The sequence below is a fragment of the Streptomyces sp. NPDC001093 genome (assembly GCF_040298985.1).
GTDB lineage: Bacteria > Actinomycetota > Actinomycetes > Streptomycetales > Streptomycetaceae > Streptomyces.
In genome coordinates, this window is the sequence record NZ_JBEPBF010000004.1 from 1 (window position 1) to 18,652 (window position 18,652).

Genomic DNA, 18,652 nt, shown 5'->3' on the forward strand with positions numbered 1-18,652 from the left:
TCAGCCCGTACAGGACGGTCAGCGTCAACGGCATCTCCATGACACCGTCCCAGGCGTACACGGCGGCCCGCGGCGTGCCGGACTCCGACGCCTGAGGCCCTGCCGAGCGGCAACGGAATGCTCCGCAACGGGTTGTTCACGTGGCCTGGTGTCCCGCTGCACTTTAAGGGTTGCGCAATTGGGGAACCCTTAGACTCGCCACTCCTGACGGCACTCGTCTGGCCGGTTCGTACGTCGTGCGGCCGAGTCACACACCGAGGTTCGGGGGACAGATGGGGGCACCGGAACTGCCCGAGGCAGAGATTCATGCGACGTTCGAGCGGCTTCTGGAGGAGGGCTTGCAGTCCCCGCAGGTCGCTGACGCGCTGCGCCGACCCGGCGGAACGCTCGACCGCGGACGGCTGCGTACGCGAGCGCTCCAGGCGCGGGACGACATCCTTGCCGCTGCGGCCGTCGAGTATCGCGAGTTCGTCGAGGCGCTGGCCGACGTGGCCGCCGGGACGAAGGACCGCAGCGCCAGCGAAGGGCCGGAAACCGGTGTGCCGAGCGCCGGTGGCGGCCTCTTGCCGGTGCTGGCGGTGCTCGTGACGAGTCTGGCCGTCGCTGCCGCCGCCGTGTGCCTGATCATAGGGTTCGTCCTGCTGGCCCTTGGAGCGCGTCCCTACGTCGGCGAAGCACTGATCACGTCGGGTCTGATCGCCGGGGCCGTGGCCGTGGGAGGAGCGATCGGGGACCTCGCGTACTTCATCGTGGCGGCCGCTCGGAGCCGGGCGGCCGATCGGCCTGACGCGCCTGAGGATGCGGCCACCGGAGCGGCGCACGCACGTGAGGAGTGGGAGCTGGCCCTGCTGGAGCGGGGAGTCCTGCCGTTCCTGCTCGGGCGGCTCGAAGAGAGTTCCGCGGCGGAGCGTGAGGGCCCTTCTGCCCGCCGGTCCGCGCGCGGCCTCTGACGGGGTCTCCGGCCTTGTGCGCGCCGCGCTCGGGCCCGATGGCTCGTCCTGTGCGCCGGCGGCACCTGGCCCGCCCACCCCGTCGTTACGGGGAAAGCCGCGCGATTCCATGCGTCTTCGGCGTCTTCGCGCTCCCCACGGCCGAGACCGTGCTATTGCCGACTGCCGCACCCCGGGCAGAAGGCCGCGCCGTCCGGCACCACGGCGGAGCAGGAAGCGCATGCGGAGGACTGGGCCAGGTGATAGCCGCAGCCGGAGCAGAAGGCGGCGCCGCGGGTCTCGGTGCGGCACTGGGGGCAGACCAGCTGCCGGGGCATGTTGGGGTCGTACCCCTGACCGGCCTGCTGGCCCACGGCGTACGCCCGCTGCGAGGCCATGTCGTTCAGGCCGCGCTGCTGGGCCGCCATGGCCTCGGCCGCGGTGTCCGGAGCGCAGTTCAGGCACAGGCCCTGCGCCGCGTTCCAGCAGCGCCCGCAGACGTAGTGGGTGCATCGCGCACAGCGGTTGAAGTGTCCTTGCGCATTGCCGATCGCCCGTTCGAAAGCCTTGTCGCGGGCGGGTCCCCAGCCGGCGCCGGCGAGTCCGTCGGCCGCGGAGGTGAGCCCGCCGCCGGCCCGGCCCAGCAGGCTCCAGGCCATGTCGACGCCCTTGCCGAGCCAGGTGGCGGCCCGCTCACCGGCGTACGGCTCGAAGGGCGAGCGCCAGGTGTCGTAGCAGCGGGAACACGAGAACTCGAACTGGAAACCGGCCCCCGTACCGCTGCGCTCGCACAGGTCACGGTAGTTGTTGCTGAAGTAGATCTCGCTGCTCACGTGGTCCCCCCACAGTTCCGGCCGTCGGCACACTGCCCTACGACGCCGGCGGAAGGCTACTGGTTCTCGCCATCGGTGAGGCATTCAACGGCAGGGCCGCCGGCCGCAGTCCCGTCGGGGATCAGCCGGGCGACCACGACGAGCTCCTGCCGCGCTGCCTCGTACGTCTCAGGGACTGGCGATGTCGAAGCCGTACCGCAGTGGCTCACTGCTGCTTGGCGCTCTCGGGGCGGGCCGGCGGAGTACCCACCCGGCGCCACAGTTTATCTTTTGCGCAATTGAGGGAACCGTGGTGATGTGGTCGGCGTTGAACCCGGTGACCGTACAGACGACCCGCAGTCGGGAGGAAGAGCCGTGGGAGTTTCCCTGGGCAAGGGCGGCAACGTGTCGCTGAGCAAGGAGGCGCCGGGCCTGAGCGCGGTACTGGTCGGCCTCGGGTGGGACGTTCGCACCACCACCGGTGCGGACTACGACCTGGATGCCTCCGCCCTGCTCTGCGATGCCTCCGGCAAGGTCGTCTCCGACCAGCACTTCGTCTTCTACAACAACCTCAGGAGCCCGGACGGGTCGGTGGAGCACACCGGAGACAACCTCACCGGTGAGGGCGAGGGCGACGACGAGTCGATCAAGGTGAACCTGGCCGCCGTACCGGGCGAGGTCGCGAAGATCGTGTTCCCGGTCTCCATCCATGAGGCGGAGGTGCGCGGCCAGAGCTTCGGGCAGGTGCGGAACGCGTTCATCCGTGTCGTGAACCAGGCAGGCGGCCAGGAGATCGCGCGGTACGACCTGTCCGAGGATGCCTCGACGGAAACCGCGATGGTGTTCGGCGAGCTGTACCGGCACGGCGCGGAGTGGAAGTTCCGCGCGGTGGGACAGGGCTACGCCTCGGGCCTGCGCGGAATCGCGGCCGACTTCGGCGTCCACGTCTGAGGCCCCCTACTGTCGCCCACCGCCCGCTCGGCCGGCCCCATGCCCGCATGCGGCCCCATCCCCGCATGCGGGCGATGGGCGGGCGGCCCGGACACCCTTGGCCGTCACGGAACCCCGGCGGCCACAGCCGACCGTACGACCCGCAGGCGATCGCGTGAGCGCGAAAGCCGGAGGACGCTCACATGACCGGTGCGAACACCTTCACCGTCTCGGGCTACGGCCCCGAGCGCCCCGCCTGGGCGCGGCTCTTCGCGCGCGACTCCGTGGTGCGCCGGCTGGACTGGCCGATACTGCTGGCGGCCCTTGCCCTGTCGTTCATCGGCTCGCTGCTGGTGTACTCCGCCACCCGGAACCGCACCGGGATCAACCAGGGCGACCCGCACTACTTCCTCGTCCGGCACTTGATGAACCTCGGCATCGGGTGCGTCCTGATGATCGGCACGATCTGGCTGGGCCACCGCGCCCTGCGCAACGCGGTGCCGATGCTCTACGGCATCTCACTGCTCGGGGTGCTGGCGGTGCTCACCCCGCTCGGTGCCACCATCAACGGCAACCGCAACTGGATCGTGCTGGGCGGCGGATTCTCTCTCCAGCCCTCGGAGTTCGTGAAGGTCACCATCATCCTGGGCATGGCCCTGCTCCTCGCGGCCCAGGTCGACGCGGCCGACAAGAAGTACCCGGACAACCGCACGGTGATCCAGGCCCTGGGCCTGGCCGCCGTGCCGATCGCGGTCGTCATGATGATGCCCGACCTCGGCTCGACGATGGTCATGACGGTCACGATCCTGGGCGTGCTGCTCGCGTCCGGCGCCTCCAACCGCTGGGTCTTCGGCCTGCTCGGCGTCGGTGTCCTCGGTGCCGTCGCCGTGTGGCAGTTGCATCTGCTCGACCAGTACCAGATCAACCGCTTCGCCGCCTTCGCCGACCCGAGCCTGGACCCGTCCGGGGTCGGCTACAACACCAACCAGGCTCGCATCGCCATCGGATCCGGCGGTCTGACGGGCGAGGGCCTCTTCCATGGCGCGCAGACCACCGGCCAGTTCGTCCCGGAGCAGCAGACCGACTTCGTGTTCACGGTCGCCGGGGAGGAACTGGGCTTCGCAGGCGGGATCCTGATCATCGCCCTGATCGGCGTGATCCTGTGGCGTGCCTGCCGCATCGCCCGCGAGACAACCGAGCTGTACGGCACGATAATCGCCGCCGGCATCGTCGCCTGGTTCTCCTTCCAGTCCTTCGAGAACATCGGCATGGCGCTCGGCATCATGCCGGTGGCGGGCATTCCGCTGCCGTTCGTCTCCTACGGCGGTTCCTCGATGTTCGCGGTGTGGGTGGCGGTCGGTCTGCTGCAGTCCATCCGGGTGCAGCAAAGGTGACCAATGGACCGCGAGGCTTATGAGCTTGGAGGAGGGCTGGACCCCGTCGCCGAGTCGGTTGCCGTCTACAGCGGCCGCGCCGGCGAGTACGGGGCTGTGCATGTTCCGAAGATGGCGGATCGAGTCGAGCGGTTCGCGGGCTCTCTGCCGGCGCCTTCGTTGATCCTCGACGCCGGATGCGGTCCGGGCCGCGACCTCGCGAGGTTCCGGGCGTACGGGCATGTGGCGCGCGGTGTCGACCTGAACCCGGTGTTCGTGGCGATGGCCAACACCCACGCGCCCACATCGCAGTGCGATCTGCGTGAGGTCGGGAAGCGGTTCCTGGCCGGAACGTTCGACGGTGTCTGGGCGTCCGCCTCTCTCGTCCACCTCGATGCGGCGGAGACCGTGGACGTGCTGGGGCAGTTCGGGGCGCTGCTGCGTCCCGGCGGCAAGCTGTACGTGTGTCTCAAAGCCACCGGGCACACGGGCTGGCTCGACGAACCTGACGGAAGACGGTGGTACACCGTCTGGGATCCGGACGAGTTTGCCACCGCCGTGACGGGGGCGGGCTTCGAGGTCGACCGGGTGGACCCGGGCCCGTACGTCGAGGTGTGGGCCTCCCGCAACGGCTGAGGTCGGCAGCGCCCGGTGAACCGGGGCACACACGCTGTTGCGAACGCATTGACCTCGGGGTCGCCGTTCTCTGCGCCGGCGTGCGCGTTGACGACCAGGCACCCCCAGCGGGCGTGAGCAGCCGGACGGTGGTTCGACCGGTGACGGGGCGTCAGCGGGGTTTCGGGCCGGGACGACCACTCGTCCCCTCGGACTGGTGCGGCTTGACCGCGCGAACGATCGCGGAGTGCATGCCGTCGGCGACGGAGTGGGTCGAGGTGATCTGTACGTCGGTGAATCCGGCTCGCTCCAGTCCCTCCCGGTACTCGCTGAAGGACAGCGCGCCGGCGATGCAGCCGACGTGGTCCCCGCGCTCGGCGCGCTGTTCGGGGGTGAGGGTGTCGTCGGCGACGACGTCCGAGACGCCGATCCGGCCGCCCGGCTTCAGCACACGGTAGGTCTCGGCGAAGACGGCCGGCTTGTCGGCGGACAGGTTGATCACGCAGTTGGAGATCACCACGTCCAGGGTGCCGGCGGGCAGCGGGATCGCCTCGATGGTGCCCTTGAGGAACTCCACGTTCGTCGCGTCGGCCTTCTCGGCGTTGGCCAGTGCCAGGGCGAGCATCTCCTCGGTCATGTCCAGCCCGTACGCCCTCCCCGTCGGCCCCACGCGGCGGGCGGACAGCAGCACGTCGATGCCACCGCCGGAGCCGAGGTCGAGGACGCGCTCGCCCTCGCGCAGTTCGGCCACGGCGACGGGGTTTCCGCAGCCGAGGGAGGCGGCGACGGCATCGGCGGGCAGGGTGTCACGCTCGTCGGCGGCGTAGAGCGTGGAACCGAAGTTCTCGTCCACTTCGAGGGGCTGGGGTCCGCAACAGGCGGTGCCACCTTCGGCGACCTTGACGGCCGCGGCGGCGTACCACCGGCGGACGGTGTCACGCAGGTCAATGGGCTGCTCGTTCATGGCTTCACTCCTGGGTGACGAGGCACGAGAGCACGTCGGACGGCCTGTATCGACATTCATCGATGCAACCTTGCGCCCTGGATCGAAGAACGTCAACATAGAGAGATGTCGAAACAAGAGCTTGCGGTGATCGGCCAGGGCGACGCCTGCTGCCCGGGGGTCTCTACGGCGCCGCTCGACGACGAGCGGGCCGCCGAGCTGGCCAAGGCCTTCAAGGCCCTGGGCGACCCGGTGCGGCTCCGGCTGCTGTCGATGATCGCCTCGCGTGAGGGCGGTGAGGTGTGCGTGTGCGAGATGACGCCCGCCTTCGATCTGTCCCAGCCGACGATCTCCCACCACCTCAAGCTCCTGCGCCAGGCCGGTCTCATCGACTGCGAGCGCCGTGGCACCTGGGTCTACTACTGGGTGCTGCCGGAGGCTCTCGATCACCTGGCCGCGTTCTTGAGGACGCCGACGGCCACCGGGGCGCCCGCGTGAGCGCCTCTCTCGGGCGGCGTGCCCTGGCCGAGGCCGTCGGCTCGGCGGCGTTGGTCGCCGTGGTGGTCGGTTCGGGCATCCAGGCCACCGGACTGTCGCACGACGGGGGCGTGCAGTTGCTCGCCAACGCGCTCGCCACGGTCTTCGGCCTCGGCGTGCTCATCGCTCTGCTCGGGCCCGTCTCCGGTGCCCACTTCAACCCGGTCGTCACGCTCGCGGCCTGGTGCACCGGCCGCCGTACCGGCGGCGGGCTCACCGCACGGGACGTGTGCGCCTACGTTCCCGCCCAGGTCGCGGGAGCGGTGGCGGGTGCGGTCGTCGCCGACGCCATGTTCGGCGAGCCGTTGGTGCGGTGGTCGACGCACGACCGCTCGGCCGGCCATCTGCTGCTGGGCGAGATCGTCGCCACCGCCGGACTGGTGTTCTTGGTGTTCGGCCTGTCCAGGGCCGGCCGTGCTCACGTCGCCCCGGTCGCGGTGGCGTCGTACATCGGAGCGGCGTACTGGTTCACCTCTTCGACCTCGTTCGCGAACCCGGCGGTGACGATCGGCCGGGCCTTCACGGACACCTTCGCCGGCATCGCGCCCGGCTCGGTCGCCCCGTTCGTGGCAGCGCAGGCGGTCGGCGCGTTGCTCGGGCTGGTGCTCATGGGCCTGGTCTTCGAGCCTCAGGGTCCTGCGCAGGCCGATGCCTCATCGGCCCAGGACGAGCCCGAACTCGCCGCCCCCACCCTCCCCTGACCCGCTGCCCAGGAAGGCGCCCCCGTGACCAGCACTCCCGCCACCGACCGCCCCTCCGTCCTCTTCGTCTGCGTCCACAACGCCGGGCGCTCGCAGATGGCCGCCGCCTTCCTCGCCCACCTCGCCGGAGACGCGGTGGAGGTCCGTTCCGCGGGCTCGGCCCCGGCCGGCACGGTCAACCCCGCTGTCGTCGAGGCGATGCGGGAAGAGGGCATCGACATCTCCGCCGAGACTCCGAAGATCCTGACCGTCGAGGCCGTACAGGCGTCCGATGTCGTGATCACCATGGGGTGCGGTGACACCTGCCCCGTCTTCCCCGGCAAGACCTACCTGGACTGGACGTTGGACGACCCCGCCGGACAGGGCGTCGACGCCGTACGCCCCATCCGCGACGAGATCGGGAACCGCGTCCGGGACCTGCTCGCCGGCCTCGGCGTGGCGCCTCGCGTATGACAGCCGACGCGGCGGTCCGCATCGCCGCGATGCGACACCCGGCCGGGCCGCTGTCGTTCCGGTCTCCGAGCGATGTGCCTACGCCGAGCCATCGACCTGGGGTTGCTGTCGCTGTCGGTCCCTTCTGACGCCGCCCGGCCGATGGACGGTTGCGGTCGCACAGGCGGGACGCCTCGGCGTACGGCTTGGACACGCCGCACGGGATGTCGCCGGGCAGCCCCGCGACGACAACCGGGGGAGCGGGCCACATCCGTGGCTTTCCGCCCCGCGCACCGCGTCTCACCGGCCGTTGAACTGGAAGACGTCACCAATCGAGCGCACGCTCGTCGGCTCGCGCGCCCCATTCCGGCGTGACCGGGCGCGCGTCGTGGCAGGTGAAGCCGAGGCGGGTCAGTGCCCGGTGCATCTCGGCCGAGGTGAAGTCGCGGCGGTTCTGTCTGGTGATCACTTCCCCGACCTGCATCACGGGGTAGACGCGGCGGTTGATGGTCACGCACACGCCGGTGGCGGGTTCGGGCGTGATGCCGCTCATCGACTGCTCGACCTCGAACTTGGTCAGGTCGAAGGGGAACCGGGCGATGACACAGCGCATGGATGCCTCCACAGGGCGGACAGGGATGATGGCTCAGGACGTGAGGGCGAGGATGCCCAGGGCGTAGCCGTGTTCGTCGATCACGGGGGACACGTCCAGGGTCCGGTCCCGCATGGCGGCCTCCGCCTCGCCGAGTACGGCGACGGACGAGGTGAACGGTCCGCGGTCGAGCGGGATGTCCCGCAGCCGGGTCCGGTCGCTGTACCACGAGCCGCCGCGGTGCGCGGCGAGTTGGGCCCGGGTGACCAGTCCCGCGCACCGCCCGTCCTCGTCCTGGAGGAGCAGGTGCGGGACACGGGCACCGATGAGCACGGACAGGGCGACGTCGACCGTCATGTGGTCGTCGACCTGGGGCCCGGGATCGTGCATGGCGTCACGGGCGGTCAGATCGATGCCGTCGGAGCCGTCGGCCTGCTGTGTTCGGGACGGATGCTGCGTCAAGGGCTTCTCCTCTTCGTCGGGGCGGGCGGGACGGGCGACGGATCTGCCTGACTGCTGGTAGTGCATCCCCCGTACGGGGCTACGGGGTGTTCCTCGGGGCGGAGCGACGGGGGCGGGCGGCGGCCCGGCCGCTCCCGCCGTGGCCGGCGGCCCGGCCCCTGCGATTCCGGCCGGCGGATCCCTTGCTCTCGCCTCTGCCCTCGCTTCGTCCGTCGACCGGGGCGGTTAGGGTGACGGGCACGCCGGAGGGGGTCCGGGCGCCGGTGATGCGCTGCAGTTCGGCCTCGCCGGGACGGACCCGGGCGGTGCCCGGAGTGATGCCGGCGTCGGCCATCAGACGGTCCACGGCGCGGCGCTGGTGCGGCAGGACGAGGGTGACGACGGTGCCGGACTCGCCGGCGCGTGCCGTACGGCCGCCGCGGTGCAGGTAGTCCTTGTGGTCGCCGGGAGGGTCGACGTTCACGACGAGGTCGAGGCCCGCGACGTGGATGCCGCGGGCGGCGACGTTGGTGGCCACCAGGGCCGTGACGTGGCCGTCCTTGAACTGGGCGAGCGTCCGGTTGCGCTGCTGCTGGGACTTGCCGCCGTGCAGGGCGGAGGCGCGCACCCCGACGGACAGCAGGTGCGCAGCGAGCCGGTCCACCGCGTGCTTGGTGTCCAGAAACATGATCACGCGTCCGTCGCGGGCGGCGATCTCGGTCGCGGCGGAGTCCTTGTCGGCGTCGCGCACGTGCAGCAGATGGTGCTCCATGGTGGTGACGGCTCCCGCGGACGGGTCGACCGAGTGCACGACGGGGTCGTGGAGGTAGCGGCGTACCAGGAGGTCGATGTTGCGGTCCAGGGTGGCCGAGAACAGCAACCGCTGGCCGCGGGCGGGGACTTGGCCGAGCAGCGCGGTCACCTGCGGCATGAAGCCCATGTCGGCCATCTGGTCGGCCTCGTCCAGGACGGTGACGGCGACCTGGTCCAGCCGGCAGGCTCCTCGCTCGATGAGGTCCGTGAGACGGCCGGGCGTGGCGACGACGACCTCGGCGCCGCCGCGCAGCGCGCTCGCCTGACGGCCGATCGACATGCCGCCCACCACGGTGGCGAGCCGCAGCCGCAGGGCACGGGCGTACGGGGTGAGCGCGTCGGTGACCTGCTGGGCCAGTTCCCGGGTGGGGACGAGGACGAGGGCGAGCGGCTGTTTGGGCTGGGCCCGCTGCCCGTCGAGGCGGGCCAGTACCGGCAGGCCGAAGGCGAGCGTCTTGCCCGAGCCCGTCCGACCCCGGCCCAGGACGTCCCGGCCCGCCAGCGCGTTCGGCAGGGTGGCCGCCTGGATCGGGAAGGGAACGGTCACGCCCTCGGTGCGGAGTGCGGCCAGCAGCCGTGCGGGCATGTCCAGTTCGGCGAACGTCCCGACCGCGGGGAGCGGCTCGGTGAGGGTGACCGGCAGGGCGAACTCCTGTCGGCGTGCGGTGGGGCGTGCTCGTTGACCGCTCTTGTGCCGGGGGCCCGGACCGGAATTTCGACGGTGCGGTTGCTGCGCCCGGAAGCGGCTGGAACTGCTGGAGCTGCTGGAACGAGCGGAACGGGTGCGGTCCACGACGGGGCCTTCCTCGATGCGGCACGTATCGAGGAATTCCTTGAGGGGAATCACAGGACTGAGCCGAGTGAAATCCGAAGACCTTGGGTTGACGTTTCGTACGTTCCGCACGGCCTTGCGGGAGCAGAAAAAAATGGGCTGGGGCCCGCACCCCGAGAGCGCGGGCCCCAGCCACATGATGCGCGAACCGGTGGCTCGCGACGGTTCGCGTCGGCGTCAGGCGGGAACGATGTTCTCGGCCTGCGGGCCCTTCTGGCCCTGCGTGACGTCGAAGCTGACCTTCTGGCCTTCCTGAAGCTCGCGGAAGCCACCGTTGCTGATGATGTTCGAGTAGTGGGCGAACACGTCAGCGCCGCCGCCCTCCTGCTCGATGAAGCCAAAGCCCTTTTCCGCGTTGAACCACTTCACGGTGCCAGATGCCATATTGAATCTCCCTTGGAGGGGCAGTGTCGGACTCCGCACTTTACGGAGCCGAGTCGCCGCGATGATCACCCCTCCGGAAAGATCCCGGAAAGCTCTGCAAAGAAAAAATCTCTGGCAACCAAAACCGCAACAGCTATCACGTTAACACAGGCGGGTGGCGGCAGCGATGAGTTTTCGGACCGGTTCGGTAATCGTCATCCCGCTGGAGTATGCATTTCTATATCGGCGGGACTAGGTATCCGCACCGGGCTCGTCCAGCTTCCGGCGCATTTCCCGGTTCAGCCGGAGGGCGTCGTCGAGCTGGTCCTCCAGGGTGATGATGCGGCACGCGGCCTCGACGGGGGTGCCCTGGTCGACCAGTTCCCGGGCGCGGGCGGCGGTGCGCAACTGGCGGCGGGAGTACCGGCGGTGGCCGCCTTCCGAACGCAGCGGGGTGATCAGCCCGGCTTCGCCGACGGCCCGGAGGAAGGCGGGGGTGGTGCCGAGAACATCGGCGGCCCGCCCCATGGTGTAGGCGGGATAGTTGTCGTCGTCGAGGTTGCCGGCGACAGGGGTGTTCTCAGCGGGCATGGCACCTTCGTTTCGGGGGCGCGGCGAGGGACCCGGGTGTGCGCGGCACCCGTGCTGCGAAGGATCCGGCGCCATCCGCCTTCGCGCCATCCGCCTCGTGCGACAACCCTAACTCCGGCGGGCACGGACATGTGGTCTCGCCGTGGCAGATATCCCCTCTCCGGACGACGTACTCAACTCGCGAAGTCGCGCTGCTCCGGTGTCAGCCCGGCTGCGGACATGAGCGATACGGCGGCCCGTTCGGTGGCCTCCGGCGGGACGACCAGCAGGTCCCTGCGCCCCTGGCCGGGTGCCATCAGGACGACGGTGCTCGGCGTGTGCGCCGTGGTGGACCTGCGCAGCCGGACGACCTGGTCGCGGACGAGTACGAGGCCCGGTGCCCCGGTCCCCGCCGTGCCGTTCACCAGGACGCTGACGATCTGACCCCAGGCACGGGGCAGACCGGAGAGCAGCGGCGGAAGTTCCGCCAGGAGATCGAAGGTGCGCGGCCACCAGGCCCCGTCGATACGGCGTGGCACGGTGCTCTCGGGTGCGAGGTACAGGCGCAGGAGAGGCGGGGCGGGCGGCGGGGGCCGTAGGCGGTCGCTCGTCATGAGGTGTCCTGTCGAGTGGTTCGGCGCGGTACGTCGGTCCCGGCCGGACGGTGTGCCTCGGCCGCCGGGAGAGCGCAAGCGGAGGACGCGGCGGCTCGGACCGCCGCGGTCAGCTGTTCCGTCCGGGTGCCTTTGGCGCGCCGGTGTCGGCCGTTCGTCCCTCCCAGGCGTCCTGCGCGCTGGCGTAGGCGGGGAAGCGGTGGAGGAGACCGGTGCAGCGGAAGACCAGGGCGGTCGCGTGGCTGTCGTAGACGACGCGTATCCAGCCGCCCCGGGCGCGGCAGTCGGACCACGCCTCGCACAGAGGCGCCAGGATGCTGCCGTCGGAGAACGTCACCCGGCTCAGGTCCACGATGAGGCGGAGCCGTCCGGGCCGGGCGGCGCGGGCCTCGGCCAGGGCGCGGACCAGCGGCGCCACGGTCTGCGCGTCCAGCTCGCCGTGCGCGCGGACGATGCGGCACTCCTCGAAGGGCTCGGGTGCTTCGCCCTGACTGGTCGACGGTCCGTGCGAGGAGGGCACTTGAGGCCGGCCGACGGTCCCTGCCGAGGATGCCCACGGGGTGGCGTGCCTCATGGTGTCTCCCCTGTCGTGCTCCCGAGGAGCCCGGTCTCGGCGAGCGTCAGCATGCGCGCGGCGGTCAGCGGGTTCTCGGGGTCGGCTGCCGCGGCCGGCAGCCGGGCGGCTGTTCCGGCGGGCTTCTCGGGCGGGACGACCAGCAGCACCCAGCGCCTCTCGGTGCCGCAGTCCAGGGTGATGACGTGCGCGGCGCTTCCGGGGCCGGCCGGCTCAACGGCGATCTCCCGGCCGGGTGACATGACCGTGTGTGGCGCGTCGGGCCATTCGGCGGGATCAACGGTGACCCGCACCGCGGTATCAGGGTCCGGCTCCAACGAGCCGACCAGCGAGGGCAGTTCGAGTTCCTGTGCGGCGCAGCGCGGCCACCGGGCCCCGTCCAGCGGGTCGTGGCTGACGTCCGGCGGGAGGGCCAGGCGCGGCAGGGGCATGCGGTACGTGTGCGCGTCGGCCGCGGGCACGCCTCCGGTCGGCGTACTGCTCGGTTCCATCGTGCGGTCCCGTCCCGGAAGCCGTGGAGCGACTGCCCGTCTGGTCACTCGCCGGGAACGGCACCGCCGGAAGCGCTGCGCGAAGAGCTCTCGGTACGGTCAAGGCTACTCCCCGGCCGACGAGAGGCGGGCGGGTCAGTCGTCCGACTACGACCGCTCTGCCCTCTCCCGGTCGTCCTGCTGCTCCCGCTCCTCCTCCTGCTCCTCCTCCAGCTCTTCCATCAGGCAGATGCCGACGTGTGTCAGAGAGACGGCGGCCGGGGTCCGGTGCGAGGTCCACTCCACGTTGATCAGGCCCTCGTCGGCCAGGTAGACGCACGCGGCGGAGAGGTCCTCGTCGGGCAGGTCAAGCTCGGCACGGAGCACCGATCCGCTGACCTCGGGGCGGTTGTGCTCGACGGCCCCGTACAGGGATTCCAGGACCGCCTTCCGGTTGTTCCTGCGTTCGCGGAGTTTCGTCATGGCTGTCGTTCTCCGAGGTGTTGACGGCCGCGTGGGCATGGACGCGACGGTGGACTCCCGTGGCCTCAGGGACCCGGGTCACACCTCGTCGGCGTGTGCTTGCGCCTGCTGTGTCGATGTACGGGTCGAGAGCCAGGACCGTGCGGGTTCCGCGGCGTTCGCGGTGTCGAGGGTGAGATGGAGCCGGGTCCCTCCTTCGCGGCCGGCGGGATAGCTGCGCTGCTCGGTCGAGGCGAAGCAGCGGCGGAGGACGTCGGCCACGCGCCGGGCGACCTCAGGGGTCGCGGCCACGATGCGGACCTCGGCGTGACTCTCGGAGGGCAAGGGGTTGTGCTCCATACGGACCTCCTGGCGGGCGACGGGTACACACCAGAACGCGGTCGTTGCCCGAGCCGCCGAGCGACGGTGACGGGGGCTGCGCCGTGTTTCCACGGCACCCCTCTCCTGAAGGGTATGCCGGGCGAGGGCGGCCGTGCGTACCCCGCCCGACCGGCGGTCCGGCCGGGAGTACGCCTGGGAGTACGGTGGAGACATCGAGGGCACTCCGTGCACCGGCTCCGACACCGGTGCCGCTCTCGGTGATCGACGACACGGGGGCGGTCCTCGTCCGCGCCCGGGGCAGGGTCCGCCCCATGACCGCGCACATGTTCATCCCGACCACCCCGACGCCGTCGAACGTTCCCGCCCCCCGGCCCGCACCGGCCAAGCCGCGCACACGTGCTCCGGGCCGGCCGAGGTGGGAGCGGGGAGCCTCACCGTACGAGGGAGAACGCCTCCGCCCGCTGACCCGCGGGCAGGTCGAGGATCGCCTGCAAGAGCTGGGCGACCTGTACGCGAAGGTGTCCGGTGACGGCCCATGGGCATGGAACCAGGGGCGCGGCGCCTTCCTGCGGCATCTCGCGGCCGACGCACGACGACCGGGGTTCTCGCTGCTGATCGCGGAGACTACCGCCCTGACCGGATGCGCCTACGGCTTTCTCACGGGCGGTGCCGGTCCGTGGTGGGAGGGCTTCGACGGACATCCGCCAGGGAGCCTGCTCCGCCGCGCCGCCTCCAGGCGACTCTTCGTCGTATCCGGGATCGTCGTCCCTCCCCGTGTGCACCGGGAGCACCCGGACCGTGCCTGGAATCTCGCCCGGCGCTTCCAGCGGCGGCTGCTCGCCGACCACGGCGCCGTACTCGGCGTCACGCTGGTGGACGCCCGGGACCACAGGGCGGTTGAGACGTTGCGGTCCTGGGGGTGGCGGAGCGTCGGGGACGACACACTCACGGCTGTGCCGCCCGGCCCGTTGCGGGTTCTGGTGCTGGTTCCGGGGACGTGAGCCCCGTACTCGTCGCTTCGGCCTCGGACAGGCGCAGGGCGAGGAGGGCCATGTCGTCGGTGCTGCCGGGGGAACTGCGCGTGAATGCGGACGGCAAGTCGCCCTCAGCGCGCCGCGCAGACCGTCCGTATCCGATTCAGCCGGTCGTGACCTGGACCTCGCCGACGCAGTGACCGCGGCCCTGGCCGCCGACTACGACACCGATGCGGTCCTCACCTCGACCGGCGCGACTTCCGGGCCGTGCGCCCGCTGGGCCGCTACAAGGCGTTCCGGGTACGGCCCGACGGTCTGCCGCTTTGACGCGAACGTCCGGACGCTGAAGTCGCAGCCGTGGAAGGGACTTGGCCAGCCGTGGAGATTCCCCGGCAACAGATAAACCCCAGGTTGCTGAACTGGGATTTCAGCGGTTCGGAGGCGCGGAGAGGTCCTCCAGGCGGCTGAAGAGCAGGCGACCCCGGAAGCGAGGACTGGCCGGAAGGGCGCCGTTGCAGGAGCGCATGGAGGACGGTTCAGCGGTGAGACTGTCCACATGCGGACGCGTCCGTATGCCGAGCGCCGCACGGCGCGTGCAATTCCGGCTCGACTTCGGTACTCGGCGAAGGACAGGGCGCCGGCGATGCAGCCGACACAGTCCCCGCGCTCGGTCCGCTGCTCGGGCGTGATGGTGTCCTCGGCGACGACGTCGCAGACGCCGATACGGCCGCCGGGCCTCAGGACGGGAAAGGTCTTCGCGGAGACTGCGGGCTTGTCGACGGACAGGTTGATCACGCAGTTCGAGATGACCACGTCGACGGTGTTCGCGGGGAGCGGGATCGCCTCGATGATGCCTTGAGGAACTCGACGTTCGTCGCACCCCGCCCTCGCCGCGTTGTCGAGCGCCAGGGCGAGCATCCCGTAGACGAGGCCGTGCAATGCCCCAGGGCAAACGTCTCGTCATTGCCAAGGAGCCCGCAGCCTCGTGTCGGTGGGGCGGCTCCCTCTGCTGATGACGTGCTCTCGCGTCACGTTTCCGCGGTCGCGGGCGCTGCGCAGGGCTGGTGGGCAGCGCGGTCGAACGCCTAACCGGATAGTTAATCCGGATGTGTGCTACCGTCTCGGCTAACCGGATGAAGTATCCGATTGTCTGTCGGGGTGGAGGAACTCATGACGAAGACAGCTGTGGTCACGGCGGGGACAGGGGGCATCGGCCTGGAGACGGCGCTGGGGCTGGCGGCTGCCGGGTTCGCGGTCACCGTGGTCGGGCGCGACGCGGAACGGGGGGCCGGAGCGGTCAAGCGGATCAACGCGGCGGGCCCGGACGGCGCCGGCCAGTTCCTGTCCGCCGACCTCTCCTCACTCGACCAGGTGCGCGCGCTCGCCGACCGGATCGCCGCCGACCACGACGCCTCGGGGGAACCGCTGACGGTGCTGGTCAACAACGTCGGAGCGATGTTCCCGCAGCACCGGACCCTGGGCGGCGTCGAGGCGTCCTTCGTCGTCAACCACCTCTCGCCGTACCTGCTGACCGAACTGCTGCTGCCCACCCTCACAGCCGGGGCGCCCAGCCGGATCGTGAACGTGACCTCGGGCGCGGTCGCCGTCGGCAAGCGGGTGTTCGACGCCGTCGAGCCGCCCGGCGGCTACTACGGCTTCCACTGGTACGGCCGCGCCAAGCTCGCCAACCTCGCCTACACCCTGGACCTGGCCGCCCGACTGGCCGGCACGGGCGTGTCGGTCTTCGCCGCCGACCCCGGAGGCGCCGCCACCGAGATGACCAACGGCACCCTGACCGACCCGAAGATCGTCTCCCCGCCGCTGCGGCTGCTGTGGCCGCTGGTACGCCGCAAGTTCGAGCTCTCCACCTCCGGCCCGGCGTCGGCGGCAGCCAGGCCCTCGATCGTCGCCGCCACCGACAACGCGCTGACCGGCCGGACCGGCCTGGTCATCGGCCCCCAGAGCCACCCGGTCGCCCCGCTGCGCGCAGCGACCGACCGCCGCCTCGCCGAGGCCGTGCGCCGGCTCAGCGAAGCCCACGCACCCATGCCGGCCGACGCAGACGCGTGAGCATTCGCCCTCAACGCTCAACGCCCGTAACGCCGACAAGGCCGGCCACCGGTCACACGGTCGCGGCGACCCCGCGCGCCCGCCCCCGAGACACGCCGCACCACCGCCGCCCCAATCCCCACCCGACTGAGGACACGACATGACCAACGCAGTCCCGACCGCCTATGCCCGCACCGTTCACGGCTCCGGCCCCGGCCTCCTCCTCGCCCATGGCGCCGGCGGCGGCATCGACGCCAACTACGGGCCGATCATGGAAGGGCTCGCCGCGCAGCACACCGTCGTCGGGGTCGACTACCCCGGCTCAGGACACACCCCCACCACGCCCACGCCCCTGCAGCTGGACATCATGGCGGACCAGCTCGTCGCCGCCGCGGACGCCGAAGGGCTCGACACGTTCGCCCTCTGCGGATACTCGCTCGGCGGCCCGGTCGCGATCCGAGCGGCCGTCCGCCACCCGCAGCGGGTCACCGCGCTCGTCCTGAGCGCGACCTTCGCCCGCGTGGACACCCGCACCGACCTGGCCGCCGCGATCTGGCACCAGCTCTACGACACCGGACAGCACCTCCTGCTCGCCCAGTACCTGACCCAGCTGGCCGTGAGCGCGCCGCTGCTGAACTCCCTCACCCCCGCCCAGGTGCGCGCGGCCGCCGAGCAGACCGCCGCCGCACTCCCCCCTGGCACCGGCGCCCAGGTCGACCTGGTCCGCCGTGCCGACGTCCGCGACGAGCTCGCCGCGATCACCGCCCCGACCCTGGTCGTCGTCACCACCGCCGACACCCTGATACCGGCAGCCCTCCAGTACGACCTGGCCGCGGCCATCCCCGGAGCGCAGACCGCCGAGCTCCCCACCGGACACCTGCCCTTCCTGGAGCAGCCGAACCACTGGCTGGAGATCATCACGGGCTTCCTCAGCAGGCAGCACGACCAGCGCTGACAGCCCCGCGGGTGCGGGCTGCTCGACCCGCCCCCACGGCGGGCGCGTCACCCGGAAACGCCCGCATATGATCGGACGGCAAGCCTGCCTTGAGACGAGCGACCTGGACTGTTCCCCATGACGACCACACCGCTGCGCAAGGACGCCGCCCGCAACTGGGAGCGGATCGTCGCCGTCGCCCGCGACCTGGTCGACCAGGGCACCGCACTGCAGCTCAACGACGTCGCACGCCGGGCGGGGCTGGGCGTCGGCACGGTCTACCGGCACTTCGCCACTCCCGAGGCGCTCCTGGAGACCGTTGCCACCCCCTGCCTGGAAGCCCTCGCCGAACACGGCCGGCACGCCCTGGACGACACCGACCACGGGCGCGCCCTGGAGGACTTCCTGTCCCGCATCGTCGAAGCACAAATCACCGATGCCGCCCTGCCCCCGGTCGCCGCCACGACCACGGACGCCCTTCCGCGCACCACGGAACTCAAGAAGTCGCTCCAGTCGACCGGGACCACGCTCCTCGAGCGGGCCCGCGACGCCGGGGCTGTCCGCCCCGACCTCGCCGCCACCGACCTCGTCCCCCTCATGTGCGGCATCGCCCACGCCGTCACCGTCCACGGCGGCACCCTTGCGGACCGCATTCAGACCGCCCACCGCTACCTCGCCACCCTGCTCGGCGGCATGCGTACCGCCACGCCACCGAACACCTGAGCGGCTTGCCACCGCCCAAGGACTCGGCGGCGACAGCCGAACCCTTTCTGCGGCGGTGTGGCATGACCAGTCCGGTGCTGGGACAGCCGTTGTCGGCGATCGTCATGGTCTTTCCGACGGCGGCCTTCGCGCCGGATTCCTCCCGCGCCTCGCAGTCGTTGCGGTTGCCAGGGACCGGCGTGCCGACGGCGATGACGAGACGGCTGTCGGCGTCGATGACGACCTGGTGGTTGGTGGAGTAGCGGTAGTTTTTCGACTGCTCGGCGACCGTGTGATCGCGGGTGGGCGCCAGGGTGCCGTCCACGATGGGCACGGTGTCCTTCCGGAACCGTCGGCGGGGATGGAGCGCGAGCCGTGGGCCGAGGTGGTTGATGACGCGGTCCGCGGTCGACTTGGAGACCCCGAACAGCGGGGCGAGCCGGCGCAGCGTCACGTTCGTCCGCCACTAGGCCGCTACGAGCAGCAGCCGGTCCTCCGCGGAGAGGCCTCGGGGCCGCCCCGGGCGGACTTTGCCGGCTTCCTCGCGCCGCAGCACGGTCACCGCTTGCGAGACTGGCGCGGGCTGAGCCCTGTGAATGGGGTTGTCCAGGACGGATCCGACGCCGTGATCACACCAGCCACCGCGAG

At 70.9% G+C, this 18,652-nt stretch carries 23 protein-coding genes and 3 pseudogenes; 12 read left to right on the top strand and 14 right to left on the bottom strand.

Annotation, left to right across the window (positions count from 1 at the left end; genetic code table 11):
• The first annotated feature begins 272 nt into the window (after window positions 1-272).
• Window positions 273-950 (top strand): hypothetical protein, encoded by a 678-nt coding sequence (locus ABT288_RS03540; RefSeq protein ID WP_351602352.1) that lies wholly within the window; start codon window positions 273-275, stop codon window positions 948-950.
• Between the two features lie 152 nt (window positions 951-1,102).
• Here the strand turns inward: ABT288_RS03540 and ABT288_RS03545 are convergent, their stop codons facing one another.
• Window positions 1,103-1,762, bottom strand: coding sequence for a double zinc ribbon domain-containing protein (locus ABT288_RS03545; protein WP_351602354.1), 660 nt, complete (start codon window positions 1,760-1,762; stop codon window positions 1,103-1,105).
• A 354-nt stretch (window positions 1,763-2,116) separates the two neighbouring features.
• On the opposite strand from ABT288_RS03545, the gene ABT288_RS03550 reads away from it, so the two are divergent.
• From ABT288_RS03550 to ABT288_RS03560, 3 genes are all read left to right on the top strand, one after another.
• Complete coding sequence (locus tag ABT288_RS03550; RefSeq protein ID WP_351602355.1) at window positions 2,117-2,692, top strand: TerD family protein; 576 nt, start codon at window positions 2,117-2,119, stop codon at window positions 2,690-2,692.
• 182 nt (window positions 2,693-2,874) lie between these two features.
• Window positions 2,875-4,065: a rod shape-determining protein RodA gene (gene rodA / locus ABT288_RS03555; protein WP_351602356.1), complete on the top strand. Its 1,191-nt coding sequence runs from the start codon at window positions 2,875-2,877 to the stop codon at window positions 4,063-4,065.
• A 111-nt stretch (window positions 4,066-4,176) separates the two neighbouring features.
• The gene (locus tag ABT288_RS03560; RefSeq protein ID WP_351602358.1) at window positions 4,177-4,680 is read left to right on the top strand and encodes a class I SAM-dependent methyltransferase; all 504 of its coding nucleotides are present in this window, start codon (window positions 4,177-4,179) and stop codon (window positions 4,678-4,680) included.
• Between the two features lie 151 nt (window positions 4,681-4,831).
• Here ABT288_RS03560 and arsM read toward each other — a convergent pair whose 3' ends face one another.
• Entirely contained in the window at window positions 4,832-5,623 is a 792-nt protein-coding gene (arsM, locus tag ABT288_RS03565) for an arsenite methyltransferase (protein ID WP_351602360.1), read from the bottom strand.
• A gap of 105 nt (window positions 5,624-5,728) precedes the next feature.
• Here arsM and ABT288_RS03570 point away from each other — a divergent pair, with 105 nt between their 5' ends.
• From ABT288_RS03570 to ABT288_RS03580, 3 genes are read left to right on the top strand one after another with little or no spacing between them, the layout of a single operon-like run.
• Complete coding sequence (locus ABT288_RS03570) at window positions 5,729-6,100, top strand: ArsR/SmtB family transcription factor (protein ID WP_351602362.1); 372 nt, start codon at window positions 5,729-5,731, stop codon at window positions 6,098-6,100.
• Complete coding sequence (locus tag ABT288_RS03575) at window positions 6,097-6,840, top strand: aquaporin (RefSeq protein WP_351602364.1); 744 nt, start codon at window positions 6,097-6,099, stop codon at window positions 6,838-6,840. Before ABT288_RS03570 ends, ABT288_RS03575 begins: the two co-directional genes overlap by 4 nt.
• A gap of 24 nt (window positions 6,841-6,864) precedes the next feature.
• Window positions 6,865-7,293, top strand: a complete 429-nt coding sequence (locus ABT288_RS03580) for an arsenate reductase ArsC (RefSeq protein ID WP_351602366.1) — start codon at window positions 6,865-6,867, stop codon at window positions 7,291-7,293.
• Window positions 7,294-7,597: 304 nt separating this feature from the next.
• Here the strand turns inward: ABT288_RS03580 and ABT288_RS03585 are convergent, their stop codons facing one another.
• The 10 genes from ABT288_RS03585 to ABT288_RS03630 all read right to left on the bottom strand — a co-directional run bounded on the left by ABT288_RS03585 (window position 7,598) and on the right by ABT288_RS03630 (window position 13,363).
• Window positions 7,598-7,885, bottom strand: a complete 288-nt coding sequence (locus tag ABT288_RS03585) for an SCO5918 family protein (protein WP_351602368.1) — start codon at window positions 7,883-7,885, stop codon at window positions 7,598-7,600.
• A 33-nt stretch (window positions 7,886-7,918) separates the two neighbouring features.
• On the bottom strand, window positions 7,919-8,254 hold the full coding sequence (locus ABT288_RS03590; protein WP_351602603.1) for a CBS domain-containing protein: 336 nt from the start codon (window positions 8,252-8,254) through the stop codon (window positions 7,919-7,921).
• A 151-nt stretch (window positions 8,255-8,405) separates the two neighbouring features.
• Window positions 8,406-9,911 (bottom strand): DEAD/DEAH box helicase, encoded by a 1,506-nt coding sequence (locus ABT288_RS03595; RefSeq protein ID WP_351602370.1) that lies wholly within the window; start codon window positions 9,909-9,911, stop codon window positions 8,406-8,408.
• Between the two features lie 216 nt (window positions 9,912-10,127).
• Window positions 10,128-10,334 carry a cold-shock protein gene (locus ABT288_RS03600; protein WP_020943091.1) on the bottom strand — a complete coding sequence of 69 codons (207 nt, stop codon included), beginning with the start codon at window positions 10,332-10,334 and terminating at the stop codon, window positions 10,128-10,130.
• A gap of 231 nt (window positions 10,335-10,565) precedes the next feature.
• A complete protein-coding gene (locus ABT288_RS03605) occupies window positions 10,566-10,904 on the bottom strand; it encodes a MerR family transcriptional regulator (protein WP_351602372.1) in 339 nt (112 codons plus the stop codon).
• A 173-nt stretch (window positions 10,905-11,077) separates the two neighbouring features.
• The gene (locus ABT288_RS03610) at window positions 11,078-11,497 is read right to left on the bottom strand and encodes a DUF5994 family protein (RefSeq protein ID WP_351602374.1); all 420 of its coding nucleotides are present in this window, start codon (window positions 11,495-11,497) and stop codon (window positions 11,078-11,080) included.
• A 109-nt stretch (window positions 11,498-11,606) separates the two neighbouring features.
• Entirely contained in the window at window positions 11,607-12,071 is a 465-nt protein-coding gene (locus ABT288_RS03615) for an STAS domain-containing protein (protein WP_351602376.1), read from the bottom strand.
• A complete protein-coding gene (locus ABT288_RS03620) occupies window positions 12,068-12,562 on the bottom strand; it encodes a DUF5994 family protein (protein WP_351602378.1) in 495 nt (164 codons plus the stop codon). Before ABT288_RS03620 ends, ABT288_RS03615 begins: the two co-directional genes overlap by 4 nt.
• A 147-nt stretch (window positions 12,563-12,709) precedes the next feature.
• Window positions 12,710-13,024, bottom strand: coding sequence for a hypothetical protein (locus ABT288_RS03625; RefSeq protein WP_351602380.1), 315 nt, complete (start codon window positions 13,022-13,024; stop codon window positions 12,710-12,712).
• Between the two features lie 78 nt (window positions 13,025-13,102).
• Window positions 13,103-13,363 carry a hypothetical protein gene (locus ABT288_RS03630; RefSeq protein ID WP_351602382.1) on the bottom strand — a complete coding sequence of 87 codons (261 nt, stop codon included), beginning with the start codon at window positions 13,361-13,363 and terminating at the stop codon, window positions 13,103-13,105.
• Between the two features lie 293 nt (window positions 13,364-13,656).
• Here ABT288_RS03630 and ABT288_RS03635 point away from each other — a divergent pair, with 293 nt between their 5' ends.
• Window positions 13,657-14,346 carry a hypothetical protein gene (locus tag ABT288_RS03635; RefSeq protein ID WP_351602384.1) on the top strand — a complete coding sequence of 230 codons (690 nt, stop codon included), beginning with the start codon at window positions 13,657-13,659 and terminating at the stop codon, window positions 14,344-14,346.
• Window positions 14,347-14,457: 111 nt separating this feature from the next.
• Window positions 14,458-14,646: pseudogene (locus tag ABT288_RS03645) on the top strand (VapC toxin family PIN domain ribonuclease); the annotation flags it as partial.
• A 369-nt stretch (window positions 14,647-15,015) separates the two neighbouring features.
• Here the strand turns inward: ABT288_RS03645 and ABT288_RS03650 are convergent.
• Window positions 15,016-15,237, bottom strand: a pseudogene (locus tag ABT288_RS03650) (methyltransferase domain-containing protein); the annotation flags it as partial.
• 252 nt (window positions 15,238-15,489) lie between these two features.
• Between ABT288_RS03650 and ABT288_RS03655 the strand changes: the two are divergent.
• The 3 genes from ABT288_RS03655 to ABT288_RS03665 all read left to right on the top strand — a co-directional run bounded on the left by ABT288_RS03655 (window position 15,490) and on the right by ABT288_RS03665 (window position 18,025).
• Window positions 15,490-16,389: an SDR family NAD(P)-dependent oxidoreductase gene (locus tag ABT288_RS03655; protein ID WP_351602386.1), complete on the top strand. Its 900-nt coding sequence runs from the start codon at window positions 15,490-15,492 to the stop codon at window positions 16,387-16,389.
• Window positions 16,390-16,528: 139 nt separating this feature from the next.
• Window positions 16,529-17,323, top strand: coding sequence for an alpha/beta fold hydrolase (locus ABT288_RS03660; protein WP_351602388.1), 795 nt, complete (start codon window positions 16,529-16,531; stop codon window positions 17,321-17,323).
• 117 nt (window positions 17,324-17,440) lie between these two features.
• A complete protein-coding gene (locus ABT288_RS03665) occupies window positions 17,441-18,025 on the top strand; it encodes a TetR/AcrR family transcriptional regulator (protein ID WP_351602390.1) in 585 nt (194 codons plus the stop codon).
• A 40-nt stretch (window positions 18,026-18,065) separates the two neighbouring features.
• On the opposite strand, the pseudogene ABT288_RS03670 reads toward ABT288_RS03665, so the two are convergent.
• Window positions 18,066-18,646, bottom strand: a pseudogene (locus ABT288_RS03670) (transposase family protein); the annotation flags it as partial.
• Between the last annotated feature and the right edge of the window lie 6 nt (window positions 18,647-18,652).